The following is a 24,449-nucleotide window of genomic DNA, read 5'->3' as shown; positions in this document are numbered from 1 at the left end:
GAAACGATCGGTTCCTCTGCTGAGGATGCTATTAATTGTCGCTCTGAAGCGTTTACCTGTTACCGGAGCCGTCTTTTACCGGGAAGACCGTTTCTCACCTGCTCCTTCGTTGAAAAGTCCGGCAACCCAGTCAGCAAAAGCACGCACGGCAGGAGAGAGAAAACGCTGATGCGGATAGAGCATCGTCACCGGCACGGAGGGTGGCTGCCAGTCCGCCAGAACTTCGATCAGTTTGCCTTGTTGCAGATTCTCCGAAATCACATTCTCAGCAAGCTGTGCCAGCCCAAAACCTTCAAGACACAGTCTGATGTAGAGTCCCGTTTCGTTAACGGCTGCATCCCCCTCAACCTGAACAGAGAAGGGCTCAGTGCCTCGTGTGAAACGCAGTTCATTAGTGCGCCTTACCGAACCGGAAAAGTAATGAATCGCCCGATGCTGCGACAACGCTTCCGGCGTCTCAGGGACACCATACTCCCTGAGATAGTCCGGAGAGGCGCAGGTTACCCAGCGAAACCGGCCAAGCGGACGGGCAACCAGTGTGGAGTCAGTTAATTCCCCGGTTCGGATGACGCAATCCACTCCTTCCTGAACAAGATCGACCTGCCGGTCGCTGACACCAATCATCAGGTAAATATCCGGATAATGCCGGTAAAAGTCTTTCAGATTGGGCATGACGATGAAATGGGCAATTCCACCAGGCATATCAACCCGCAGCCGCCCCTGAGGGCGTCTGATGGATTCAGTCAGGCTGGATTCACTATGTTCAATTAGCGACAGGATCTCCCGGCATTGCGCCAGATACTGCAGGCCTTCAGGAGTAAGGCTGACCCGCCTTGTCGTGCGGTTCAGCAGACGCACCTGCAGGTATTTCTCCAGGTTTTTAATCGTGCTGGTGACGGTGGAAGAAGGCAGCGACAGGGTTTCTGCCGCGCGTACAAAACTCCCGGCTTCAGCAACCCGCGTGAAAACCTGCATAGCCTGAATCCGATCCATCGTTCTGCTCCTGGGTAAAAGTGAGTCTGATTATTCGCCAATTATGAATTATGAAAACGCTTTAAGCATCTTTTTCAGGGTAATTACGTGGCGTATCGTTTCCCCATTAATCAGGAAAGAGGCAGGTTTAATGACCGACTACATCAGAAATATTGTTAACAATCAGAATGTCACTTTACAGGCTACGTTGATTCGTGGCGCGACGATACTGAGCATGGACGAGAACGTCGGTAACATTGAGCGTGGCGATATTCTCATCAACGGCTCAACGATTACCGCCGTTGGCCAGAACCTTGATGTACCGGGTGCGCATGTCATTGATGCCACTAACATGATCGCCATGCCGGGAATGGTCGATTCTCATCGTCACGCATGGGAAGGACAGCTGCGCCGCATTAACCCAAACGCTACCTGCCTGGACGACTACAGCAATGCCACACACTTCTCGTTCGCTAAATATTACCGTCCTGCCGATATCTATGTTGGCAACCTGCTGACGGCGCTTGGCGCTATTGACGCGGGCATCACCACGATGATCGATAACTCGCACAACAGCCGAACCGCAGCGCATTCCGATGCCGCCGTCGAGGCCCTGCTTGATACCGGCATTCGTGCCATTCATGCTTCCGGCGCACCGGTAGCTGGCGAATGGGATAAAGCGCACTGGCCGGGAAACTGGCAGCGTCTGCAGGACAAGTATTTCAACGACAACCCTGAAAGCCTGGTCTCTCTCGCCGTCATGGCGCAGCTGGAGCCGGAGTTGTGGGCCGAGGCCCGCAGACTGGGATTGTCGATTGTCACTGAGTTCTTTGGTGCGGAGATGGGAGCTGAACTTAAATCACTGCATCAGCAGAGGCTGCTGGGTCCGGACAATATTTTTAATCACTGCACGGCGCTGCCTGACGAGGGATGGAAAATTCTGCGCGAAGCCGGTGTCCGGGTGAACGTCTGCCCGCGCTCAGATTCGCACTATGGCATCGAAAGCGGAATGTTCGCCATTGAGGCCGCGCAGCGTCATGGCATCAATCCTGGCCTGAGCGTAGACAATGAAACGTCGTACAGCACCGACATGTTTATGGAGATGCGCGTCGCCTTTTACCTGCAGCGCGTGATGGGCATGCATCAGCAGCAGTGCTGCGATTCTGAACATACGCTGAAAACGCTTCCGGCGGTGCAGCTCCTTAAAGCCGCGACTCTTGATGGCGCGGCCTGTGCAGGGATGCAGGACAAAGTGGGCAGCCTGACGCCAGGCAAACAGGCTGACCTGGTGCTGATTAATACCAGTGATCTCAATCTTTACCCGTCCGGCAATGCCTTTGGTACGGTGGTTCATGCCGCCGAGCGCAGCAATATCGACACCGTCATGATCGGCGGACGCATCGTTAAGCAGAACGGTAAGGTGCTGGGCGTGGACAGCACGCGACTGCGGGCGGCGATTGACGAGTCACGTGAGCACCTGTTTGCCGCCTCTGGCTACCAGCCCGACAATTTTGCTGACACCTTCCTGCCGCTGGAGCAGGCAGACTGAAAGGAATGAAAAGCATGATCTATTACGTAATCGCTTTTGCCGCAGGTCTCGGATCACTCTGCAGACGACCCTGAACAGCCAGCTGGCAAAGGGACTGGGCGGCGACCCGGTCACTGCGGCGCTGTTTTCCTTTACGGCGGGCGCGGTTAGGCTGGGGGTTTACGCGCTGCTGAGGGGAGGATTGATGACATCGCTGGCGGCGATCCCGTCGCAACCCCTCTGGAGTCTGACGGGTGGAATGATAGGCGCATGTGCCCTGTTCAGCTATGTCGTGCTTGCGCCGAAAATCGGGTTTTCAGCTCTGCTCGGGCTGGCGATTGTCGGACAGTTACTTTCCTCGCAGATGATTGACCATTTTGGCTTGCTGGGGGCTGTGCGTCGGCCGGTTTCGTTACTCAGGCTGGGGGGGATGGTTGTCATGCTGATCGGACTTGCCGTCATGCTTTTCGGCGATCGGCTCTCTGCACGTTTTCTGCAGTAACTGCGTTATCCACTTTTGCCATCTTGCAGTTCGACCTTTTATATCCGGAGGATTAACATGTTTTCAATTGCAGCTGAAGTCAGGAATACGCTTGGAGAGTGCCCGCTTTGGTGTGAAAGAACCCGCAGACTCTACTGGACTGACATTGAAGCCAGTGAACTGCTCGCCATAGAAGAAGGCAATGATGCAGTGATGCGCTGGTCGCTGCCTGAACGCCTTGGCTCCTTTGCACTGACTGAACAAAGTCACATTCTGCTGATGGGATTCGCGTCAGGGCTGGCTTTCTATGATCTCAACAGCAGTTTAATTACCCCAGTGGCCGCTTCACCGGGAGACATCGGGACCCGCATAGGTGATGGACGATGTGACCGTGCCGGTAATTTTGTCTTCGGGACGATGGATGACGGTTATCCCGTTAAAGTCATCGGTAAGTTTCATCGACTCAACGCGGCAACGCTGACTGTTGAGACGCTTGCACTGCCCGATGTCGCTATACCGAACAGCATCTGTTTCAGCCCCGATGGTGGTACGCTCTATTACTGTGACTCGATGCAGGGTCGGATAATGTGCTGTGATTACCCCTTGATGCAGAACCAGCGCGTGTTCGCCGAAATCGAAGGCAGCGGCGCGCCTGACGGCTCCTGCGTGGATGAGATGGGCTATCTATGGAATGCTGAATGGGGAGGAAACCGTGTTGTCCGTTACCGCCCGGATGGGACCACAGACGCTATTCTGACGTCACCTGGAATCCAGAGCACCTGTCCGACATTCGGCGGTGAGGGTTTTACCCGTCTCTATTGCACCACGGCTACAGTGGGACTCACTGCGCTGTCTGAATATGACGGTGCATTGCTGAAAGCTGAATCTGATGTCAGCCCCGGCTTACCTGAAAATCGCTTTGCGGCACACACAGTTTAACGGTTTTGATACTGACAGAATTTTGCCAGTTCAGGCTCAAAGAAAATGTCCGCTTCTGGCACAAAGCTGACTATCATCGGGCTGATGTCCGCTATGAGCGAGGAGCGGACCTAAAGCCTCATTGATAACAGCGTAGAATTAAATTATTCCGAAGCAGTGCTGATAGTACGATTTAACATCAAATGATATGGTCATGTTACCCGGACTTTTATAAACAGGAGCGTATGTGAACATTTCAGAGAAGCAGGAGTGGCATAAGGATAACTATCTTGTAAGTACAGACAGGAAAAAACTGGATCTGCAGGCCATCCATCGCTATCTGACGAGGTCGACCTGGGCTAAAGAGATTGATCTGGCTACTGTCAATGTATCAATCGAAAACAGCCTTAATTTTGGCGTTTATCATGAGAAAACCCAGATAGGTTTCGCGCGTTTGATAACAGATTACGCTACGTTCGCTTACCTTTGTGATGTTTATATTCTGGAGAAATATCAGGGAGAGGGGCTGGGAAGATGGGTGATGCAGTGTATTCATCATCATCCTGTCTTTGAGCAGCTTCGTAGAATTATGTTGTTTACAACGACAGCTCCCTGGCTCTATGAAAAATTTGGCTACGAACCTGTTAATCGGAAAAACTACGCATGGAGCATTACCCGGCCTGATATTTATAACCACGAAAAAAAACCTGACTAACCTGCGCTCATACTCATCTCCAGGCTGGCGTATTAGCTCCTGAGTTTGCATAGTCCGCTTCTGGCACAAAGCGACCTTTGTCATGAATCCTGACTCACTGTCTGAGGCAGGAGCAGGCCCGCTGAATGCGGCTTTAGCGGCAGGAAGCGTTAGATAACGTTGAGCTGAACGGCGCCGTAAGCCCGGCTCCGCCGGTTATATTCTGATATATGGCGCTCCCCATTCCTGTCAGTGTATCGAATCTCACAGGTGAACCAGCCGCAGACTGCTTCCATAGGCTGCAGGTTAAAACGTTTGCTTACTTTCTGAATCATGAGGGCTTTTCTGGTGGCCCAATATCCGGTTAACGATAACTTTCAGAAAATGAACCCTGCCTCTCTGGGATGATTAGGATTAACTAATCATCTTATGGAATTGTAAAATCCCGTATGAAATTAAAAAATCTGTTCGGGATTGCCGTTTTATTAAGGCTGCACTGCAGTCAATTAAAGAGAGGGAGACTGAATATGCGTGTTCGCCTGACCACTGAAAACGATGCTATATCCCTGATTACTATCGACATTGTTGCCAAGAGCCAGCCAAAAGGTGCGGCGCAAATCCGCATCTGGTGTGCCTGGTCTGTCTGTTATATTGCCGAACAGCAGGGAATAGCGATGGGATATGGCGTGCTGAACTACCATTTCTTCGGCTACGGCTTTATTGAAATGCTGATGGTAGGGGAACACTACCGCCGCAGGGGTATCGGTCTGGCGTTGATTGCAGCATTGAAGTCCCGCTGCCAGCACCCGAAGCTGTTCACCTCCACCCATCGTTCTAACCTGCCAATGCAACGGCTGCTGTTGAACGCCGGATTTATCCCCAGCGGTCAGGTCGACAATCTCGATGACGGGGACCCGGAAGCGATATTTTTTATTCCAGCCTTAACGTAGCGCAGAGAGAAGGGTACACAGACACCCATATCCAGGGTGCCAGGCTCAGCGAGGCCAGGGTTTTAGCGACCTCTGTATCTAACGGGAAGTGCCTCTCTGAGAAGGTTCTGGCAGTGAATCAGGCAAAAACTGGCCGGGTGTAAGGTAAATCATCTTTCTGATAAATCGGGTCTTTACCTTCAGGCTGCGTCTGAGATTGCTGCCGATAATTGATAACTGTTTTACGCAAATATTCCCGCAACGCTACCGGCTGCTGCCGCTCGGCTTGATGCGGCATGATCCTGACCTTTTCCCGGCTGTCTTTGACCGTCATCCCCGGCCAGCATTCCTCAACGTATCCGATAAGAAACCTCCCGATTGCCTTGCTGTCGATTGCGTTATCAATCATGCCAGCTAAACTTAGTTGATACTTACCCGGTCGGGCAGCCACACCTTTCCGGCCGCAAGCAGGAGAAGATCATGAAAGCAGTTATTTACAACGGTCCCTATGATGTAAAAGTTAAAGACGTGCCGGATGCAAAAATTGTTCGCCCCACCGATGTGCTTGTCCGCATTACCACCACCAATATTTGTGGATCGGATTTGCACATGTACGAGGGTCGGACCAGCTTTGAGCAGGGACGTATTTTGGGGCACGAAAACCTGGGTGAGGTGGTTGAAATTGGCTCAGGAGTGGAGCGTGTTAAGGTCGGTGACTATGTCTGTCTGCCATTTAATGTCGGATGCGGTTTTTGCGAGAATTGTGAAAAAGGTCTGACCGGTTTTTGCCTCACCACCAATCCCGGTAATGTGGGCGCGGCCTATGGTTTTGCTGAAATGGGCTCCTGGGAGGGTGGTCAGGCGGAACTGCTTCGGGTCCCCTTTGCAGACTTTAACTGCCTGGTGCTTCCGCCTGACGCAGTAGAAAAAGAAGATGATTATGTGATGCTCTCTGACATTTTCCCTACCGGCTGGCATGCGACAGAACTCGCCGGATTAAAGCCTGGCGAAAGCGTAGCCATTTACGGCGCGGGGCCGGTGGGTCTGATGGCCGCACACTCAGCCATGATAAAAGGCGCTTCACAGGTATTTGTAGTGGATACACACCAGGACCGTTTAGCGCTGGCAGAGAAAATGGGGGCGACGGGCATCAATGCGACCGGCGATGAAGCCGTGCAACGAATTCTCGACTTAACTGACGGACGCGGCACTGACTGTGGCTGTGAATGCGTGGGCTATCAGTGCTGTAACAAACATGGCCATGAAGATAATTCGGTCACTATGAACAGCCTCGTTGCATCAACCAAAGCAACCGGGGGAATTGGTGTGGTTGGCGTGTTTATCCCGCAGGATCCAGGAGCTGCATCAGACCTTGCCAAAGAAGGTAAGATGCCGTTTGATTTCGGCAGTTTTTGGTTTAAAGGACAGTCAATCCGCACCGGCCAGGCGAACGTCAAAGCCTATAATCGTCAGCTGGCCCGTCTGATCCATCAGGGTAAAGCCAGCCCGGGCGGCATAATCTCACACCGTCTTTCACTTGCTGAGGCGCCTGAGGGATATAAGCACTTTGACGATCGCGATGAGGGATGGACGAAGGTTATCCTTAAGCCTTAACTGACGCTGATCGGTTATAAAAGTTAAATCAGAACAATTAAACCGGAACAATGTAGAAATATCGACGGGATACCATTGCGTATCCTGTCATAATATTTATCTTCTGCTGCCAGGCCCGCCCCTGTATCTATTGTGATGTTTAATGACGCATTATGAATATTATCAGGACCTGTGAATAGCGCCCGATCTTCTTCAGGCATAAACGAAATAAACGCTATTCATGTAATAACGATGAGAGTGGGTGAGAATGAAGTGCGATATTATAAGGATTCTAGGTAATGACTCCAACTTACTGATAGTGTTTTATGTTCAGATAATGCCCGATGACCTTGTCATGCAGCTCCACCGATTTTGAGAACGACAGTGACTTCCGTCCCAGCCTTGCCAGATGTTGTCTCAGATTCAGGTTATGCCGCTCAATTCGCTGAGTGTAACGCTTGCTGATTACGTGCAGCTTTCCCTTCAGGCGGGATTCATACAGCGGCCAGCCATCCGTCATCCATACCACGACCTCAAAGGCCGACAGCAGGCTCAGAAGACGCTCCAGTGTGGCCAGAGTGCGTTCACCGAAGACGTGCGCCACAACCGTCCTCCGTATCCTGTCATACGCGTAAAACAGCCAGCGCTGACGTGATTTAGCACCGACGTAGCCCCACTGTTCGTCCATTTCAGCGCAGACAATCACATCACTGCCCGGCTGTATGCGCGAGGTTACCGACTGCGGCCTGAGTTTTTTAAGTGACGTAAAATCGTGTTGAGGCCAACGCCCATAATGCGGGCGGTTGCCCGGCATCCAACACCATTCATGGCCATATCAATGATTTTCTGGTGCGTACCGGGTTGAGAAGCGGTGTAAGTGAACTGCAGTTGCCATGTTTTACGGCAGTGAGAGCAGAGATAGCGCTGATGTCCGGCAGTGCTTTTGCCGTTACGCACCACCCCGTCAGTAGCTGAACAGGAGGGACAGCTGATAGAAACAGAAGCCACGGGAGCACCTCAAAAACACCATCATACACTAAATCAGTAAGTTGGCAGCATCACCCACACCTTCATCCTTTTATTCCTCTAATCAACAGGCTCAACGTTTAATAAGCCTGGCACGGATTATATAATTCGCCTGAAACCGACGTTATAAAAGGAACATTCCGATACGCGTTATCGCAGCTGCTAGCTGCTGCTTCAATGCACATTATCTTCTGCACTGTACGATTCGATACCCGCAGCCGCATCGCTTTTTTCAGCAACGGTTATCTGCAGTTCACGACTGATGTTATCAATAGCGTACAGCGCTGCGCGCAGATGCTTTTCATCCGTGATGTTTTTCATCATCTTATGCAGCCGATCCAGCAGCGTGCGCCAGGATATAGCAGCACCGGTATCAAGCAGTTCTATCACGGCTTCGCCGATAATGATTTCTGCCAGTTTTTCTTCCTGGTCACTGTGCATTATGTGGTCCGGATTCAGGTCTATCGGCAAGTCGATCACAGGGCACTGAAGCGCGATCAGCCTCAGTCAGCCATCTCATTTTCATCAAGACGATAAAGATTGATATCGTTTCTTTCGCGGTAGCGGGGCGGGAATACCATAGCGCCGTTACCATCGCCAAGGTATTGCATACCAAGCGGCTCGATGATGGCATAAGGCTCTGCCAGTGCGCGGCGATAGCGCAATATTTCGCGCGCCATTTCAACGGCTTCCGGGGAGTTGTTATCAGGGTTGCCCGCTATATATTGCAGGCGTTCGTCGCTAAGCATCGCTGCCTCCTGTATTGATCTGACGCTTTACGGCTCCACCTACGTCATGACTGGGTGTCATCATAGCCAGAAGCGTCACGGAATCCAAAGCCTGCGTTACGTTGTCATGCACACAGCAGGAAGTTGCGGAGGGTGAAAGTGAGCATGTCCGGCAGGAAGAGCGCACAATTCTGCCTCGGCCTGAGGTTCATTGTTACGGCCTGACAAGCAGAAACGCACCGTAGTATGCAATACGTAAACGTTGTCACTGCTGAAGCATGATTGAACCAGGTGCCAGAGTTAAGCGTACAGGTGCAGGCCGATGCTGCCGGGAAGGAAAATAAACGATAATTAGCGGTTCTTACTACCGAAAACCAGACCGCAGCAGGGCTGCTGCGGTCCGGGGATAGATTATGCGCTCTGCCATTCGGCTTCGACATCATCCTTTGATTTGGAAAGGATGACTTTGTTGTCATCGACTTCTTTAACCCAGCTGAACGGGATGATGTGGTGCTGGCCGCCCGCTTCCGGATCACTTTTCGCCAGTTTGATTTTATCTTCGCCTTCAAAGTGATCGACAATGCCCACGTGCTCACCGTTGACGTCAACAACCTGTGCGTGATCCAGGATTTCTGATTTGCTTACCATATTGCCTCCGTTCTGTGAATATAAATGCAGCAGTTCTGCTGCCGGACTGCTTAAGTCTGGTTATTAATCTGCAGATTTCCAGTAATTTACAGAATGAAATATTTAGGCGAACCGTAATGCGACCAATTCTGCTGCGCCGACTATGATTTCCTGTAGCCGCTGGCGGCACACGCCGTCAGCCTCTTCTCTGTTCATAACAGGAATTAACAGCATGCAGATATCACTGGAGAAACAGGTTGCACTGGTCACTGGCGCCAGTTCAGGACTGGGCTATGCCTGCGCTGAAGCGCTGGCGGCGGCGGGTGCAGCGGTCGTGATCAACTATAACAGCCAGCAGGAGCCTGCCGAGGCGCTGGCAGACGCGATTCGGCAGCGTGGCGGTAAAGCAGTGGCAGTAGGGGGTGACGTTTCTGATGAAAAAGCGGTGGATGCGCTGTTTGCTGAAACAATTAAACATTTTGGACGGCTGGATATTCTGGTCGCGAACTCCGGACTGCAGCGCGATGCACCAGCCGGAGAAATGACGCTGGATGAGTGGAATAAGGTTATCCAGGTCAATCTTACCGGTCAGTTTCTCTGCGCCCGGGCGGCGCTGCGTCAGTTTCGCCAGCAGGAGAAACGTCCGGATGTGAGCCGCGCTACCGGCAAAATCATCCATATGAGCTCGGTGCATCAGCTCATCCCGTGGGCCGGGCATATTAACTATGCGGCCTCCAAAGGCGGTGTCGATCTGCTGATGCGCAGTCTGGCGCAGGAAGTGGGCGAAGAACATATTCGTATCAATGCCATTGCGCCGGGTGCGATCAGAACGCCAATCAATACCGAAGCGACCGAAGGTGAAGCTGAGAAAAAGCTGCTGCAGCTTATCCCCTATGGCCGGGTAGGCGATCCGGAAGATGTGGGTAACGCGGTGGTATGGCTGGCCAGCGATTTGTCCGACTACGTGCATGGCACCACGCTGTTTATTGATGGTGGCATGAGCCTGTATCCCGGCTTTCGTGATAACGGTTAAGGACTTAAGATTTGTGCTGCCGCAATCAGTCGGTTGCGACACTTTTCCCCGCTAATGAGTTGCGCCGCCAGGCCGATATAACTACTTCTCCATCTTCAACCGGAAGTTAATTATGTCGCTTAAAAAATCCTCACTGCTTGTGTTCCTCACTATGCTGGTGCTGTTCCTGGCCAGCGTGGCTATCAGCAGCTGGCTGCTGGTGCGCAGTAATGCTTCGCTGACCGCCGTCAACAAAGAGATCCGCGTAGTGCTCTCCGTAATCGATCCCATCAACCACAGCCGTACACTGCGCGTCCGGGTTATGGAGTATATGAAAGCGAGTGAGGGGAACGATAGCGCATCAGCCGCGTCACTTGAGAGCGTGAAAGCGGTGGCGGTTAAAGCAGATGCGGCCTTTCAGGCCTACATGGATGCACCGCGTCTGGCTGGTGAAACAGCAGAGGCTGAAGCCTACCGGCAGGCCTATCTCAGTTACCGCGATGAAGGGATCCGGCCGCTGGTGGCTGCCGCTGAAGCGCACGATCAGGCACGTTTTAAAGCGCAGATCCCGACAGTCGTCCGTCTCGATCGTCAGTATGAAATCATTCTTGATAAAGTCCTGGCGCAGCACGAAGCTTACGCACGCCAGCTCAATGATGATGCACAACGTCACTTTCACTCCGGCCTGATGCTGCTGGTGCTGTTTGGTGTGCTGTTTGTCGGCATTATTGTCGTGATTTCACTGCTGATGCACCGTTTTGTACTGGTGCCGCTCAGCGCGGCAAAGCAGCACTGCGATTTAATTGCTGCCGGCGAGCTTAATTGCGCTGTTCCGGCAAAAGGTGATTCACGCAGTGAAATTCAGAGCCTCATGGGATCGCTGGAAGCGATGCGTCTCGCTCTGACGCAGATCATTACGCAGGTACGTGATTCCGCGCATTCGGTTTCCACTGCCTCGGGCGAAATTGCGGCCGGGAACGTTGATCTGGCCTCGCGCACTGAGCAGCAGGCTGCGGCGCTGACAGAAACCGCGGCCAGCATGGAGCAGCTGGGCGCTACGGTGAAGCAGAACACTGATAACGTATTTGAAGCGTGCCGCCTGACTGGCGAGGCGGTAGAGAATGCGGAAACCGGCGAAAAAGTCTCGCGTGAAGTGATTGTGTCGATGGACCTGATTAACGCCAGCTCGAAAAAAATCGAAGAGATTATCTCGGTGATCAACGGCATTGCGTTTCAGACCAACATTCTTGCGCTGAATGCCGCTGTGGAAGCGGCACGCGCAGGTGAACAGGGCAGGGGGTTCGCCGTGGTGGCCGGAGAAGTGCGTAATCTGGCACAGCGCAGTGCGCTGGCGGCTAAAGAGATCGAGACGCTGATTGCAGAATCGGTGGCGATTATTCACACCGGCTCAGAGCAGGTCAGTCGCACCGGCGAGGCGATGAGCGCCATCATCGCCTCGGTCAGCCGCGTTAATCTTCTGATGGAACATATTTCAGTGGCGTCGGGCGAGCAGAGTCGCGGTATCGGGCAGATTGAAAAAGCGGTAACTGAAATGGACTCAGTAACGCAGCAGAACGCCGCGCTGGTACAGGAGTCAGCGGCTGCGTCAGCATCGCTTGAAGAGCAGGTACAGTATCTGACCCGTTCGGTTTCCACTTTCCGTCTGGCATAAGCGTCATTTGCCGGCTCTTTATTCAGGGCCGGCAATCTCTCAGACTGCAGAGCAAGGGCCTGCTGATTACTTCTGCGCGGCTAATGATTAAAAGATCACGCCTGAAACTGTTGCTTATAAAAATGCTTTATTTCATGAGCTTGCTCAGATACAGGGGATTTTTTCAGGCTTTTTTTCGCAAAGCGTAAATTTATCTTACGCTTTGCCGATATATCTTCCTGCCACCTTAGCGCAAACCGGTGTGTTTGCGCCTGTTTCACAGGTGTGCTGCGGGCAAGAGTGCGCCGCAGTTAATTCTTCTCAGGGAGCAGTAAATGAACCATCGTAAACCCCTGGTGGCGGCCGTCGTCGCCTCCTGCATCGTCCTTTCCGGCTGCAGCGCCATGACTACCGCCATCAAAAAGCGCAACCTTGAAGTTAAAACGCAGATGAGCCAGACGGTATGGCTTGAGCCTTCCACTCAGAAAACGGTCTATCTGCAGGTGCGTAATACCTCTGACAAAGATATGAGCGATCTGCAGTCGCTGCTGGCGCAGGACCTGCAGGCGAAAGGGTATACCGTCACATCCTCGCCTGATGCGGCTTACTACTGGATCCAGGCTAACGTGCTGAAAGCGGAAAAGATGGATCTGCGCCAGTCACAGGGCTTCCTGGCTACCGGTTATGAAGGTGCGGTTGCCGGTGCAGCGCTGGGTGCCGGCATTACGGCTTATAACGGTAACTCGGGTGGCGCGATGCTTGGTGTCGGCCTGGCGGCGGGTTTGGCGGGAATGGCAGCCGATGCGCTGATCGAAGATGTGAACTTCACCATGGTGACCGATCTGCAGATTTCCGAACGCAGCAAAAATGCCGTTACCACTGATAACATTGCGGCGCTGCGTCAGGGTACCTCTGGCATCAAGCTGCAGACCAGCAGCGAAGAGGGCAACCGCATGAAGTATCAGACGCGTGTGGTGTCCAACGCCAATAAGGTCAACCTCAAGTTTGAAGAGGCGAAGCCGGTGCTGGAAGCGCAGCTGGCGAAATCCGTGGCAGGCATTATGTAATCACGGTTGCCGCTGGCGCTTTCCGGCTGGCGGCAGATCGCAACTGAATGGCTAAAGATATACTCCCTAAATAGTTACAGCATCCCTTAACGTAAAACCCTAACAGGTGCCGGCCTGACACACATTGCCCCTCTCTGACCCTTTCAGCCTCAGGCGCAAATCTGAAACCGGGTTGCCCCTCCTGACTTGCCGCAGCGCCCGGCCCGAAGGGCCGGAATGAGTGGAACAGGTAAAAGGGTGCTGTAACTAATAAAACGTCTGACAGGAAAAGGATTGTCACATGTTCAGCCCGGCCATCAGCGTTACGTTTCTGATTACACCTGATATCAAAATTATTCCACTGACTGTTATCAGGAAGCATTCAGGAGCTTAGGGTTCAGGCTGAAAAACGCAAACCCTGTCATCAAGCCCCGCTTCCTTTTCTCGTTCTTTTTGCCGTTTTCATGAACGTTGGATATTTAAGCTTTTAATTTCAACAACTTATCTGAAAATCACATAACTGTCTGTTTCCAGATGACGATTTTGTGATCTACCTCGCCAGTAACATTCATTATATGTTGTTATATTCGTTATGCGTCATCTCATAATGAAAATCAGCAACACGCCATCTCACACTTTCTGCTTTAGATCGTGCGGTGACCTGCTGCCTTCATTCAGGCGTACTGAACCCTACAACTCCATTTAATAATTAAAAGGTAACGATATGGAAGGCCAGGAACTCCAACGCAAGCTCGGCTTTTGGGCCGTGCTGGCCATTTCCGTCGGAACGACCGTCGGTTCCGGTATTTTCGTTTCGGTTGGTGAAGTAGCAAAGGCAGCAGGCTCGCCGTGGCTCACGGTGCTGGCTTTCGTGATTGGCGGACTGATTGTTATTCCGCAGATGTGCGTCTATGCGGAGCTGTCTACCGCGTATCCCGAAAACGGCGCGGACTATGTGTATCTGAAAAACGCGGGCAGCCGTCCGCTGGCATTTCTCTCCGGCTGGGCCAGCTTCTGGGCAAATGACGCGCCGTCGCTCTCTATCATGGCGCTGGCGATTGTCGGTAATATGGCCTTTCTGATACCGATCGACCCGTTCACCGGGAAACTCATTGCCACCGGTCTGATTCTGGCGTTTATGCTGCTGCATCTGCGTTCGGTTGAAGGCGGCGCGACCTTTCAGACGCTGATCACCATCGCTAAAATCATTCCGTTTGCCATTGTCATCGGCATCGGCGTGTTCTGGTTAAAAGGGGATAATTTTAACGCACCGGCCACTGCAACCTCCGGTACGACGGCAGGAATAATGGCGCTGCTGGCCGGGATTTCCGCTACCAGCTGGTCCTATACCGGCATGGCCTCTATTTGCTATATGACCGGAGAGATCAAAAACCCCGGCAAAACCATGCCGCGTGCGCTGATCGGTTCCTGTTTACTGGTATTAGTGCTCTATTCGTTGCTGGCGCTGGTGATCACCGGGCTGATGCCATTCGATAAACTTGCCGTCTCGGCAACGCCAATTTCCGACGCACTCACGTATATTCCGGCGCTCGGCAGCGTGGCGGGAGTCTTTGTCGCCATTACTGCCATCATCGTGATCCTTGGCTCACTTTCCAGCTGTGTGATGTATCAGCCGCGTCTCGAATATGCGATGGCGAAAGATAACCTGTTTTTCAAAAGCTTCGGGCATGTACATCCAAAATACAACACGCCGGATATCTCTATTATCCTGCAGTGCGCCCTCGGCATCTTCTTTATTTTTGTCTCTGACCTGACCAGCCTGCTGGGCTATTTCACGCTGGTGATGTGCTTCAAAAACACCCTGACCTTCGGCTCGATTATCTGGTGTCGCAAACGTGAAGACTATAAACCACTGTGGCGCACACCGGCGTTCGGCCTGATGACCTTTGCCGCTATCGCCTCAAGCTTAATTCTTGTTGCCTCCACCTTTGTGTGGGCGCCAATTCCGGGGCTGATTTGCGCCCTGATTGTTATCGCCACCGGCCTGCCCGCTTACGCCTTCTGGGAAAAGCGCAACCGCCGTCTGGCTCACGTTTCTTAACCCTGTCTGGAGAGTTGTTGCATGCTGAATATTGATAAAAACACGGTGGATTTCCTGGTAACTGAAAACATGGTCAGCGAAGTGGAGAAGGTTCTTGAGAAAGACGTTCCCCGCGTGCATGCCCTTGTTGATGAAATGATCAAACGTGGCGTCGATCGCATCTACTTTGTCGCCTGCGGCTCCCCGCTGAATGCTGCGCAGACGGCAAAGCATCTGGCTGATCGTTTCTCCGGCCTTCAGGTTTATGCGCTTTCCGGCTGGGAATTTTGCGATAACACCCCCCACCGGCTGGATCAGCGCTGCGCGGTAATAGGCGTCTCTGATTACGGCAAAACCGAAGAGGTGATTAAGGCACTGGAGCTGGGTGCGGCTTGCGGCGCACTGACCGCTGCCTTTACCAAACGCCCGGACAGCCCTATCAATCAGGCTGCGCAGCATGTGGTGGCGTATGAAGCAGACTGCATCTGGGAAATTCATCTGCTGCTGTGTTACAGCGTGGTGCTGGAGATGATTACGCGCCTCGCGCCGCACACCGAAATCGGCAAAATTAAAAACGATCTGCATAAGCTTCCGCAGGCGCTCGGGCATCTGGTGCGTACCTGGGAAGAAAAAGGGCGTCAGCTTGGTGAGCAGGCCTCACAGTGGCCGATGATCTATACCGTTGCCGCCGGTCCGCTGCGTCCGCTGAGTTACAAAGAGGGGATTGTTACGCTGATGGAGTTTACCTGGACACATGGATCGGTGATTGAGAGCGGCGAGTTCCGCCATGGCCCGCTGGAAATCGTAGAGCCGGGCGTGCCCTTTCTGTTCCTGCTGGGCAATGACGAAAGCCGTCATACCACCGAGCGCGCTATCCGTTTCGTACGCGAGCGTACCGATAACGTTATCGTGATCGACTATGCCGAGATCGCTCAGGGACTGCACCCGTGGCTCGCCCCATTCCTGATGTTTGTCCCGATGGAGTGGCTCTGTTACTACCTCTCCATCTACAAAGACCATAACCCGGACGATCGCCGTTACTATGGCGGGATCGTCGAGTATTAATTTCCCCGCCCGGTCTCCATGCAGGCCGGGCATCACAGCAAGGACATACGAATGAAAACGGGTATGTTTACCTGCGGACATCAGCATTCATTGCTGGCGCGCGCGTGCGGCTGTCACAGGAGGGTCAATGAAACGGCTGGCAACGGTAGGTGATAATTGCGTGGATATTTATCCCGGGCTGGGTAAAGCGTTTTCTGGTGGCAACGCTGTTAACGTGGCGGTTTACAGCACGCGTTACGGGATGCAGCCCGCCTGCGTCAGTTGGGTGGGTGAAGATGATTATGGTGCCATGCTGCGCCGCGATCTTGCGCAACATGGCGTGGATATTTCCCGGCTGCGTGTGATGCCCGGTCTGACAGCGCAGACGCAGGTGGAACTGCGCGATAACGATCGCATTCTCGGTGACTATACCGAAGGCGTGATGGCAGATTTCAGCGTGGGTGAGCAGGAACTGGCGTGGCTAATGGAGTTTGACATTATTCACTCCGCCATTTGGGGTCATGCTGAGTCCGCTTTTCCCGCACTGAAGGCGGCGGGAAAAATCCTGTCGTTTGATTTTGCAGATAAATGGGAAAGCCCGTTATGGCACACGCTGCCGGAACATCTTGATTATGTTTTTGCCTCAGCAAATACTGATAATGCGTGGCTGCGCGACCGGCTACAAACCGTGGTGCAGTGTGGCGCAGGGGTGGCGATCGCCACGCTGGGTGAAAACGGTAGCCTGGCGTGGGACGGCATACAGTTCTGGAAGATGCCGCCGCAGCGCGTCAGCGTAGTAGATACCATGGGGGCAGGGGATTCATACATCGCCGGGTTCCTGTGCGCTATCGCTAACGACCTGCCGCTGTAGGGTGCGATGAAACAGGGTACCCGGTGCGCTGCGCGTACTATTGGCTATCATGGTGCCTGGTGAGGGTCAGCGCTGGCGTGACATTACCCATGCCAGCGCCTGTTACTCATCCGAAAAGGCCCATATAATCAACCCTACTCCTCTTACAACTTCAGGGTCGATTCATGTCAGCTACGGAGCGCTACTCACATCAACTCCTCTACGCCACCGTGCGCCAGCGCCTGCTTGATGATATTGCGCAGGGAGTTTACCAGGCTGGCCAGCAGATCCCGACTGAAAGCGAGTTATGCACGCTCTATAACGTTAGCCGCATCACTATCCGCAAAGCAATCAGCGATCTGGTCAATGACGGTGTGCTGCAGCGCTGGCAGGGCAAGGGCACTTTTGTGCAAAGTAAAAAGGTTGAAAATGCGCTGCTGACGGTAAGCGGCTTTACTGATTTTGGCGTTTCCCAGGGTAAGCCGACCCGGGAAGAGGTCATCGAACAGGAGTGCATGAACGCCGATCCATTTTGTGAAAGGCTGAATATTCCCGGTAGCAGCGACATTTTTCGCCTGATGCGGGTCATGTATCTTGATGATGAGCCGCTGTTTATCGATATTTCCTGGATCCCGCTCTCCCGTTACCCGGCATTTGACACCATTTATACCGCAGGCGCCTCTACTTATAAGCTGTTTCAGGAAAAATTCGACACTCGCGTGGTGAGTGATAAGAAGACCATAGATATTTTTATGGCCACTAAAGCCGAGGCCCAGAGGCTGAAATGTGAACTGGGCGAGCCGCTGTTTCGCATCAGTAAAATCGCTTTCGATCAAAACGCGAAACCAGTGCACTATTCGGAACTGTTTTGCCGCGCTAACCGCGTTAGCCTGACTATCGATAACCAGCGTCAGAAATAAAAAAGAGGGCCAGGGCCCTCTTAATGTTTCTCTGCCAGGCAAATTTTTAACGCGGGATACGCTTTGTGCACATTTGCCGATCGCGCCCGGTCAGCGCCGGATTACTGCATTCATCAATTCATTGCAGTAATCATGAGCGCTATGTTACGCCCGCCTGTCTAACGCAATGATCTGTTCTGCTATTGCCGGTAAATCGGGACCAGAAATATCAGGCTGTTCACCCAGCAACAGCGGTGCGTTACCGGGGCGGGTGATCAGCGCGCCTTTCCAGCCACAGGCCATGGCGCCGATAATATCCCAGGCGTGCGTGGCTATCATCCTGAGCGCAGCAGGTGGCCGATCCAGCGCCTCACTGACGCTCCGATAAGCGGCAGCGGCAGGTTTAAAACAGCCGCTCTGCTCAACGGAGAACTGCTGTGAAAAAAACGATGCCAGTCCGGATTGCGCCAGCACCTTTTTGCCGGCGTCTGCCGATGAGTTCGTAAACGTCACCATCTCAAAACCCGCAGCCTGCAGTTTTTTCAGCGCGGGCAGCGCATCAGGATGAGCAGGTAACACCGCCATTTCTTGCTGAAAACGCGTTATCTGTGATGAATCAAGCGCAATCCCGCGGATCGTCGCCACCATCTTTAATACGGCAACGGCCAGTTCACCAAACGGCACATAGCGACCGCTTAACGTGAGCGTCTGGGAATACAGGATCTGTTCCGCAAACCACTGACGCATCACCTGCGCATCGCCAAAGGTATCCAGAAAAAAAGTATCCAGATAGGTCAGATCGAGCAGCGTTTCGTTAACATCAAATACCAGCAGGGTAGCCTCTTTCATTATTATCTGTGCACCTTTTTTCATAAAACGTATTACTGCAGAGCATAACGCGCGGGCTGCCAGAGGCGCAGCCCGCGCGGGTATCACTCAATAACCCAGACGCTGACGCTGCCGCCGTTACAGGTGAACACCGCTTCACCCTGTTCGTTAGTGGTAATCGTCTCATCGCGATTGCCGAGAAAATCGCGCCAGTTTTTACCGGCGTAGTTTTCTCCCAGCGTCAGCGTTTTTTCTCCGCTGTCGCCGTTAGACATCACTACCACGCAGCCTGGCTCATCTTCAGTCCCGCTGCGGCTGAAAGCGATGCAGTTGGGATGATCAAACCACAGCGTCTGTACCCCGTGAGCAAAGCGCTGGCGCGCAATCATCAGCTGATCGAGCTTATCGATTACGGGCATTTCAACTTTATGCGTTTCACCATCGCTGCCGGTATCTTCATAGCTGGCACCATAAAGATCCGGGTAGAACACGCAAGGCACACCATTTTCACGCAGCAAAATCATCGCATAGGCGAGCGGCTTGAACCAGGCTTCCACCGGCGCTTCAAGTGCCTGCAGCGGCTGAGTATCATGGTTAGCAACAATAGTGACGGCGTGGAACGGATCGGCTTCTACCAGCGTACCGGAGAAGATCTGGCTCATGTCGTAGCTGCTGCCCTGCTTAGAGGCTTCGTGAAATTTCATGTGCAGTGGGGCATCAAACAGCAGCGTTTTACCCTCAACCTGATTGATATACTGCTGCAGTTTATCCAGCTCAAATGACCAGTACTCCGCCACGATAAACAGCGGCTTCTCAGAGACCTCCTGCACATGGTCAATCCACTCTTTGTAGAACCAGGCCGGGATATGTTTAACCGCATCCAGGCGGAATCCGTCACACTGGGTGGTTTCCAGCATCCAGCGCGCCCAGTACTTGATCTCTTCCGTCGCCGAGCGGTTGCGGAAATCGATATTGGAGCCCATCAGGTAATCAAAATTGCCCAGTTCATTATCAACCTGGTCGTTCCAGCCCTCGCCGGTGTAGTCATTCACAATCTTGAACACACCATCTTCATCAGGGTTTTCGATATGATCGACACCGCTGAAGCACTTATAGTCCCAGACAAACTTTGAATACTGTCCGGCACGGACCGGGAAGGTGTAGCGGGTCCAGGCTTCGCACTCCACTACCTCTTCATGAATCTGTGAACGATCCTGCTCGTCGACGCGGTTAACCAGAATGCGCTCTTTCTCATCCGCGCCCATTTTGTGATTAACCACCACATCCATCAGTACTGCAATCTGCTGCTGCTGCAGCGCGGAAATCGCCGTATGCAGCTGCGCTTTGTCACCATATTTCGTGGCAACAGTGCCTTTCTGATCAAATTCGCCCAGGTCAAACAGATCGTAAGTGTCATAGCCGACTGAACTGCCGCCGGAGGCGCCTTTATAGGCCGGTGGCAGCCAGATCATATTGATACCCGATTCGCTCATATGCGCTGCACGTTCGGCCAGCTCAGGCCAGAGCTGGCCACCTTCAGGGTAATACCAGTGAAATGCCTGTAACAGGGTTGGATTTTTCATCGCCGGGCTCCGTTTATAGTCAAAAGAATTATGGAGCGGGAATGGAAAAGCGCGCGACTATTCAGCGGTCACCGCACTTTTTGCTGTTGCGACAGCAGGACCGGCATGGGATGTGCATTACTCCTAAAAGCAGGTGTGCCACTTTGCAACCGCGTTTTTTTATTTATGCTGATTCTCCCTGATGCCTGCTACTGACTTACGCGGAGCGTACATGATCCGATACCTTTCCTCCTGCTCACTGATTCTTTTCAGCTCTTTTTGCCTGATGCAAAGTGCGCATGCGGATACGTCCCGAACGCCGCTGATTGCCGGCTACGGTAAACTCTATGACACGCCTGATGCGGCTTTTCAGCCTGACAGCACGCAGCGCTACAAACTGGTTTTCAAGGTGAGTGAGGCAGCGAGCAACGCCGCGGATATCAATCCCGGCCTGAATGAAGTGGCGCGCGTTATCAATCTTTATGGCCGTTCCGGCGTGCCGCTCAGTCAGATTGACGCCGTAGTAGCCGTTAATGGCGGCGCCACGCCCGCTATGCTGGATGAGCAGCACTACCACAAGCTATTCGGTGCGGCCAACCCGAATCTGCAGCTGATAAAAGCCCTGAATGATGCAGGCGTTAAAGTAACACTGTGCAGCCAGGCGCTGGCCTGGCATCATTACGATCCTCACTGGGTCGCGGCACCCGTTATCACTACCCCCTCAGCGCTGACCACGATGACCGTGCTGCAGAACCAGGGTTATGCGTTGCTGGATACGCAGGGAGGAAGACAGGATAAATAACATCTGCTGATTGATTGTTTTAGGTGAGCGATGCGCGGGAAGAGCAGACTGAATAACACGGCTATCGTGTGCCTTAAAAGCCGGCCTGAGGGGTCACGACCTCTACCCGCTCAAACTCTTCAGCCACCAGCTCCATACGCTCATCAAAAACGCCGCTGCTTTCAAAAAAGCGCTGGTGCTCCTGACGCCAGTAGCGGAGGCTCAGATCGCCTTCACCCTCTTTACGGGCAAACGCTTCGGTGACATCGCAGAAGCGTATCAGCTGCAGACTGACGATGCGAACCACGCAGACCGGTTGATTGTGGCCGTCCAGGACAATGCTGTAGCTGCCGACAGTCGGCGCTTCAGCATCGTTCTGAAAAGCAGCCAGCGAACCGCAGGTGGCGGTTTTCCTGCCCTCTGTAATCAGTTTCGCCAGGGTATCCGCCAGGGCAGGTGAATCACCAAACGCCCGGCTCAGCGCCTGCGGGTATTTCGCTTTAAGTGCATTTATCTCAGTCATATTGATTCCTTTCAGGTATCCGGAGTGACAGGCAGAGTGCGTTCTTTCCGTTACAAATTTTTATCATTGTGATCCCGCAAAAATACCGCCAGCACATCTTTCGGCGGCGTGACGCCGCACGCTGATAAAAGCCAGCCGACCGCACCGCGGTGGTAGGTGCCGTGAAACAGCATATGGTTGATCATCTCTTCAGCCTGCATTTCTCCGGCACCACCATCTACAAAACGAAAGCGGATCACTTTAGCGCGATCGGTTTCGTTTAGCGTAGCGACATGCTTCAGGTACCAGCGGGTGGTCTCCGACAGAGCATGCATCAGTTCTTCAACGGCAGGCGTTTCAGGGGTATTCAGTGCGGTGTAACCGTGCTGCTCACCGGTAAGGTTTGCTTTGAAGATAGCGTCCACAACATAGACGTGGTTCATCAGACGCAACGCCAGATGACGTTTTTCTGCAAACTGTGCGGCATCAATGTGGGAAATCGCCTGCAGGGTGGCGGCGTCTATCCACAATTTATAACGGAGAAGGGTGGTCAGGGTGCTGCTCATGGTTTCATCCTGAAAAAAGGCAGAGTCTCATCATAGCAGCAAAAAAAAACACCAGAGCAATAAAAAAGAGGAGCCAGGCTCCTCTTTTGTCATGCAGTCACGTTAACGCACGATGTGCAGGAAGTGCAGGTGCTTCTCATACTGGTCGAGAATATCGTTGATGATCTGCTCCTGATTCCAGCCCATTACGTCATAATCCTGGCCGCCCTCTTTAAGGTAGACGACTGCACGGTAATACTTCTGCTCCTCCGCTTTGTCACTTCCTGACATCCCTGCCAGCGCAAAGGCGGGCTGCAGGTAGGGACGCGCGCGGACTTCGTAAACGAAGTTAAGCTCCTGTCCCAGATCCACCTCAAACCGCACACGATCGTCTTCATCGGCACGGGTATGCGACGGGGTGTTTTGCTTTGCCAGCTCCTGCTCTACCATCTCCATCGCCGGATAGATGACTTCCGTCATAAAGCGCTTCACCTGCGAGCGTTTTGGAAAGTAGGCAATGTTACGTAAACGGCGCTGCCACGGAATCGGGTTGCGCGCAGCCGTGGGCGCGATAGTCGCAATCTGCTTACTGTCGCGCTTCCAGGCATCAATACGAAGCGCTTTAAGCAAGCCATACATCGACATTAACAGGATGATGGCAAACGGCAGGGCGCTGGCGATAGTCACAACCTGCAGCGCTTTCATGCCGCCGGCCAGCAGTAAAGTAATGGCCACGACCCCCATCAGCGCGGACCAGAAAATACGCTGCCAGACTGGCGTTTGATCCGTGCCCCCTGAAGCGAGCGTATCCACCACCATCGCTCCGGAGTCCGCTGACGTGACAAAGAACACCACTACCATGGCGACGGCAATACAGGAGAGAGCAAAGCTGAAGGGAAAATGCTCCAGAAAATTAAACAGCGCGAGCGTTTGATCGCTCATCACTGTCTGCGCCAGATCGGCGGCGCCCTGCTGCATGATCATCCAGATGGCGCTGTTGCCAAAGAAGGTCATCCAGAGCAGCGTAAAGCCCGCCGGCACAAACAGCACGCCGGTGACAAATTCACGGATGGTACGACCGCGCGATACGCGGGCAATGAACATGCCGACAAACGGTGACCACGCCAGCCACCAGCCCCAGTAGAACAGCGTCCAGCCGCCGAGCCACTTACTCGATTTGGGTTCATAGGCGTAGAGATTAAAGGTTTTGGTGACCAGCTCTGAGAGGTAGCCGCCGGTATTCTCCACAAAGGATTTCAACAGCAGCACCGTCGGACCCAGCGTACCGACCAGAATCAGCAGCAGCACCGCAAGGCCAAGATTAATTTCCGATAAAATCCGGATACCTTTATCCAGTCCGGAGACAACGGAAAGGGTTGCCAGTGCGGTGATGACCACTATCAGGATCACCTGCATCGTGGCGCTGACCGGCAGGCCAAACAAGTGATTAAGACCGGCGTTAACCTGCAGTACGCCGTAACCCAGCGAGGTGGCCACGCCCAGTACGGTACCAATCACCGCAAAAATATCCACGGCGTGGCCCATCCAGCCGTAGATACGGTCGCCAATAATCGGATAGAGCGCTGAGCGCAGCGTTAAAGGCAGTCCGTGACGATAGCTGAAAAAGGCCAGAATCAGCGCCACAATCGCATAAATCGACCAGGCGTGCAGCCCCCAGTGAAAGAACGTGATACGCAACGCTTCCCGCGCCGCGTTTACGGTTTCCGGCTCGCCTGATGGCGGCGCCATATAGTGCATCACGGGTTCTGCCACGCCGAAAAACATTAGCCCAATGCCCATGCCGGCGGAAAACAGCATGGCAAACCAGGAGTGATAACTGAAATCAGGTTCTGCGTGATCGGGCCCGAGTTTAATATCGCCGTAGCGCGACACCCCCAGGTAGATTACGGTCAGCAAAATCAGGGCAACAGCGAGAATATAAAACCAGCTGGCATTGGCAAACAGCGACGTCTGCAGTGCAGTAAGCTGGGTATCCGCCTGTTCAGGGAATAGCGCGGCGAAGGCTACCAGAATAAAAATAAGGGCAGCAGACGTGAAGAATACCGGTGGATTGATATGGCTTCGCTTCTTTTGGATATCCGTTTCTGATGTTGGCATAAGTATCCTGCATAACGTGAATGAAGACCAAATGTAACAATCAGTATGGAAGAGTAAAAGCGATACGCCAGCAG

Annotated in this window: 23 protein-coding genes and 2 pseudogenes; 14 read left to right on the top strand and 11 right to left on the bottom strand. The window is 53.1% G+C overall.

All coding sequences use genetic code 11. The annotated features are described in order from the left end of the window. Positions 1-75: 75 nt before the first annotated feature. Positions 76-993, bottom strand: a complete 918-nt coding sequence (locus P3C52_RS07830; RefSeq protein WP_010259086.1) for a LysR family transcriptional regulator — start codon at positions 991-993, stop codon at positions 76-78. A gap of 130 nt (positions 994-1,123) precedes the next feature. Between P3C52_RS07830 and P3C52_RS07825 the strand changes: the two genes are divergently transcribed. The 5 genes and pseudogenes from P3C52_RS07825 to P3C52_RS07805 all read left to right on the top strand — a co-directional run bounded on the left by P3C52_RS07825 (position 1,124) and on the right by P3C52_RS07805 (position 5,543). Beyond that, complete coding sequence (locus P3C52_RS07825; RefSeq protein WP_040113393.1) at positions 1,124-2,521, top strand: amidohydrolase family protein; 1,398 nt, start codon at positions 1,124-1,126, stop codon at positions 2,519-2,521. Positions 2,522-2,535: 14 nt separating this feature from the next. Beyond that, positions 2,536-3,002: pseudogene (locus P3C52_RS07820) on the top strand (DMT family transporter). Positions 3,003-3,059: 57 nt separating this feature from the next. Continuing rightward, positions 3,060-3,920: an SMP-30/gluconolactonase/LRE family protein gene (locus tag P3C52_RS07815; protein WP_275554480.1), complete on the top strand. Its 861-nt coding sequence runs from the start codon at positions 3,060-3,062 to the stop codon at positions 3,918-3,920. Positions 3,921-4,146: 226 nt separating this feature from the next. Continuing rightward, positions 4,147-4,614: a GNAT family N-acetyltransferase gene (locus tag P3C52_RS07810; protein WP_040113396.1), complete on the top strand. Its 468-nt coding sequence runs from the start codon at positions 4,147-4,149 to the stop codon at positions 4,612-4,614. Between the two features lie 506 nt (positions 4,615-5,120). After that, positions 5,121-5,543: a GNAT family N-acetyltransferase gene (locus P3C52_RS07805; protein WP_040113438.1), complete on the top strand. Its 423-nt coding sequence runs from the start codon at positions 5,121-5,123 to the stop codon at positions 5,541-5,543. A 118-nt stretch (positions 5,544-5,661) separates the two neighbouring features. Here the strand turns inward: P3C52_RS07805 and P3C52_RS07800 are convergent, their stop codons facing one another. Next, complete coding sequence (locus P3C52_RS07800; RefSeq protein WP_133052070.1) at positions 5,662-5,931, bottom strand: hypothetical protein; 270 nt, start codon at positions 5,929-5,931, stop codon at positions 5,662-5,664. Between the two features lie 71 nt (positions 5,932-6,002). Here P3C52_RS07800 and P3C52_RS07795 point away from each other — a divergent pair, with 71 nt between their 5' ends. After that, positions 6,003-7,136 carry a glutathione-independent formaldehyde dehydrogenase gene (locus P3C52_RS07795; RefSeq protein ID WP_040113397.1) on the top strand — a complete coding sequence of 378 codons (1,134 nt, stop codon included), beginning with the start codon at positions 6,003-6,005 and terminating at the stop codon, positions 7,134-7,136. 289 nt (positions 7,137-7,425) lie between these two features. On the opposite strand, the gene P3C52_RS07790 is transcribed toward P3C52_RS07795, so the two are convergent. The 4 genes from P3C52_RS07790 to P3C52_RS07775 form a co-directional block, all read right to left on the bottom strand. Continuing rightward, a protein-coding gene (locus P3C52_RS07790) for an IS1 family transposase (RefSeq protein ID WP_223429336.1) occupies positions 7,426-8,123 on the bottom strand; the annotation gives its coding sequence in 2 pieces (ribosomal slippage) (positions 7,426-7,874 and positions 7,874-8,123; 699 coding nt in all). 192 nt (positions 8,124-8,315) lie between these two features. Beyond that, the gene (locus P3C52_RS07785; RefSeq protein ID WP_275554479.1) at positions 8,316-8,621 is read right to left on the bottom strand and encodes a hypothetical protein; all 306 of its coding nucleotides are present in this window, start codon (positions 8,619-8,621) and stop codon (positions 8,316-8,318) included. Between the two features lie 23 nt (positions 8,622-8,644). Further along, positions 8,645-8,890, bottom strand: a complete 246-nt coding sequence (locus P3C52_RS07780) for a hypothetical protein (protein WP_040113408.1) — start codon at positions 8,888-8,890, stop codon at positions 8,645-8,647. 390 nt (positions 8,891-9,280) lie between these two features. After that, positions 9,281-9,517, bottom strand: coding sequence for a DUF2171 domain-containing protein (locus P3C52_RS07775; protein WP_040113409.1), 237 nt, complete (start codon positions 9,515-9,517; stop codon positions 9,281-9,283). Between the two features lie 211 nt (positions 9,518-9,728). Between P3C52_RS07775 and P3C52_RS07770 the strand changes: the two genes are divergently transcribed. The 7 genes and pseudogenes from P3C52_RS07770 (at position 9,729) to P3C52_RS07740 (ending at position 18,060) form a co-directional block, all read left to right on the top strand. Continuing rightward, a complete protein-coding gene (locus P3C52_RS07770; protein WP_040113410.1) occupies positions 9,729-10,529 on the top strand; it encodes an SDR family oxidoreductase in 801 nt (266 codons plus the stop codon). 112 nt (positions 10,530-10,641) lie between these two features. Further along, complete coding sequence (locus P3C52_RS07765; protein ID WP_040113411.1) at positions 10,642-12,180, top strand: methyl-accepting chemotaxis protein; 1,539 nt, start codon at positions 10,642-10,644, stop codon at positions 12,178-12,180. A gap of 314 nt (positions 12,181-12,494) precedes the next feature. Then, entirely contained in the window at positions 12,495-13,226 is a 732-nt protein-coding gene (gene traT, locus P3C52_RS07760) for a complement resistance protein TraT (protein ID WP_040113412.1), read from the top strand. Between the two features lie 703 nt (positions 13,227-13,929). After that, entirely contained in the window at positions 13,930-15,267 is a 1,338-nt protein-coding gene (frlA, locus tag P3C52_RS07755) for a fructoselysine/psicoselysine transporter FrlA (RefSeq protein WP_224144874.1), read from the top strand. A 21-nt stretch (positions 15,268-15,288) separates the two neighbouring features. Further along, positions 15,289-16,311, top strand: coding sequence for a fructoselysine 6-phosphate deglycase (frlB, locus tag P3C52_RS07750; RefSeq protein ID WP_040113413.1), 1,023 nt, complete (start codon positions 15,289-15,291; stop codon positions 16,309-16,311). A gap of 127 nt (positions 16,312-16,438) precedes the next feature. Further along, positions 16,439-17,224, top strand: a pseudogene (frlD, locus tag P3C52_RS07745) (fructoselysine 6-kinase). 101 nt (positions 17,225-17,325) lie between these two features. Then, positions 17,326-18,060, top strand: coding sequence for a GntR family transcriptional regulator (locus P3C52_RS07740; protein WP_040113415.1), 735 nt, complete (start codon positions 17,326-17,328; stop codon positions 18,058-18,060). 144 nt (positions 18,061-18,204) lie between these two features. On the opposite strand, the gene P3C52_RS07735 is transcribed toward P3C52_RS07740, so the two are convergent. Next, complete coding sequence (locus P3C52_RS07735; protein ID WP_040113441.1) at positions 18,205-18,888, bottom strand: haloacid dehalogenase type II; 684 nt, start codon at positions 18,886-18,888, stop codon at positions 18,205-18,207. An 83-nt stretch (positions 18,889-18,971) separates the two neighbouring features. After that, a complete protein-coding gene (amyA, locus tag P3C52_RS07730) occupies positions 18,972-20,450 on the bottom strand; it encodes an alpha-amylase (RefSeq protein ID WP_040113416.1) in 1,479 nt (492 codons plus the stop codon). 211 nt (positions 20,451-20,661) lie between these two features. On the opposite strand from amyA, the gene P3C52_RS07725 reads away from it, so the two are divergent. Next, the gene (locus P3C52_RS07725) at positions 20,662-21,231 is read left to right on the top strand and encodes a DsrE family protein (protein ID WP_040113417.1); all 570 of its coding nucleotides are present in this window, start codon (positions 20,662-20,664) and stop codon (positions 21,229-21,231) included. Between the two features lie 73 nt (positions 21,232-21,304). On the opposite strand, the gene P3C52_RS07720 is transcribed toward P3C52_RS07725, so the two are convergent. From P3C52_RS07720 to betT, 3 genes are all read right to left on the bottom strand, one after another. Beyond that, the gene (locus P3C52_RS07720; RefSeq protein ID WP_040113418.1) at positions 21,305-21,733 is read right to left on the bottom strand and encodes an ASCH domain-containing protein; all 429 of its coding nucleotides are present in this window, start codon (positions 21,731-21,733) and stop codon (positions 21,305-21,307) included. Between the two features lie 50 nt (positions 21,734-21,783). Continuing rightward, on the bottom strand, positions 21,784-22,278 hold the full coding sequence (locus P3C52_RS07715; protein ID WP_040113419.1) for a DinB family protein: 495 nt from the start codon (positions 22,276-22,278) through the stop codon (positions 21,784-21,786). A 102-nt stretch (positions 22,279-22,380) separates the two neighbouring features. Then, positions 22,381-24,375: a choline BCCT transporter BetT gene (gene betT, locus P3C52_RS07710; protein ID WP_040113420.1), complete on the bottom strand. Its 1,995-nt coding sequence runs from the start codon at positions 24,373-24,375 to the stop codon at positions 22,381-22,383. Positions 24,376-24,449: the final 74 nt, after the last annotated feature.

It is taken from the genome of Mixta sp. Marseille-Q2659 (genome assembly GCF_940807255.1).
GTDB lineage: Bacteria > Pseudomonadota > Gammaproteobacteria > Enterobacterales > Enterobacteriaceae > Mixta.
The sequence above is the reverse complement of the archived record's forward strand: the minus strand, read 5'-3'. Positions and strand labels throughout refer to the sequence as shown.

Excerpts from the sequence above, each read along its gene's own strand:
- P3C52_RS07720 (WP_040113418.1), bottom strand. The coding sequence starts at position 21,733 with ATGACTGAGATAAATGCACTTAAAGCGAAATACCCGCAGGCGCTGAGC.
- P3C52_RS07830 (WP_010259086.1), bottom strand. The coding sequence starts at position 993 with ATGGATCGGATTCAGGCTATGCAGGTTTTCACGCGGGTTGCTGAAGCC.
- traT (WP_040113412.1), top strand. The coding sequence starts at position 12,495 with ATGAACCATCGTAAACCCCTGGTGGCGGCCGTCGTCGCCTCCTGCATC.
- P3C52_RS07825 (WP_040113393.1), top strand. The coding sequence starts at position 1,124 with ATGACCGACTACATCAGAAATATTGTTAACAATCAGAATGTCACTTTA.
- P3C52_RS07735 (WP_040113441.1), bottom strand. The coding sequence starts at position 18,888 with ATGAAAGAGGCTACCCTGCTGGTATTTGATGTTAACGAAACGCTGCTC.
- frlB (WP_040113413.1), top strand. The coding sequence starts at position 15,289 with ATGCTGAATATTGATAAAAACACGGTGGATTTCCTGGTAACTGAAAAC.
- P3C52_RS07765 (WP_040113411.1), top strand. The coding sequence starts at position 10,642 with ATGTCGCTTAAAAAATCCTCACTGCTTGTGTTCCTCACTATGCTGGTG.
- P3C52_RS07795 (WP_040113397.1), top strand. The coding sequence starts at position 6,003 with ATGAAAGCAGTTATTTACAACGGTCCCTATGATGTAAAAGTTAAAGAC.
- P3C52_RS07770 (WP_040113410.1), top strand. The coding sequence starts at position 9,729 with ATGCAGATATCACTGGAGAAACAGGTTGCACTGGTCACTGGCGCCAGT.
- P3C52_RS07815 (WP_275554480.1), top strand. The coding sequence starts at position 3,060 with ATGTTTTCAATTGCAGCTGAAGTCAGGAATACGCTTGGAGAGTGCCCG.
- P3C52_RS07800 (WP_133052070.1), bottom strand. The coding sequence starts at position 5,931 with ATGATTGATAACGCAATCGACAGCAAGGCAATCGGGAGGTTTCTTATC.
- P3C52_RS07775 (WP_040113409.1), bottom strand. The coding sequence starts at position 9,517 with ATGGTAAGCAAATCAGAAATCCTGGATCACGCACAGGTTGTTGACGTC.
- P3C52_RS07805 (WP_040113438.1), top strand. The coding sequence starts at position 5,121 with ATGCGTGTTCGCCTGACCACTGAAAACGATGCTATATCCCTGATTACT.
- P3C52_RS07740 (WP_040113415.1), top strand. The coding sequence starts at position 17,326 with ATGTCAGCTACGGAGCGCTACTCACATCAACTCCTCTACGCCACCGTG.
- amyA (WP_040113416.1), bottom strand. The coding sequence starts at position 20,450 with ATGAAAAATCCAACCCTGTTACAGGCATTTCACTGGTATTACCCTGAA.
- frlA (WP_224144874.1), top strand. The coding sequence starts at position 13,930 with ATGGAAGGCCAGGAACTCCAACGCAAGCTCGGCTTTTGGGCCGTGCTG.
- betT (WP_040113420.1), bottom strand. The coding sequence starts at position 24,375 with ATGCCAACATCAGAAACGGATATCCAAAAGAAGCGAAGCCATATCAAT.
- P3C52_RS07725 (WP_040113417.1), top strand. The coding sequence starts at position 20,662 with ATGATCCGATACCTTTCCTCCTGCTCACTGATTCTTTTCAGCTCTTTT.
- P3C52_RS07780 (WP_040113408.1), bottom strand. The coding sequence starts at position 8,890 with ATGCTTAGCGACGAACGCCTGCAATATATAGCGGGCAACCCTGATAAC.
- P3C52_RS07715 (WP_040113419.1), bottom strand. The coding sequence starts at position 22,278 with ATGAGCAGCACCCTGACCACCCTTCTCCGTTATAAATTGTGGATAGAC.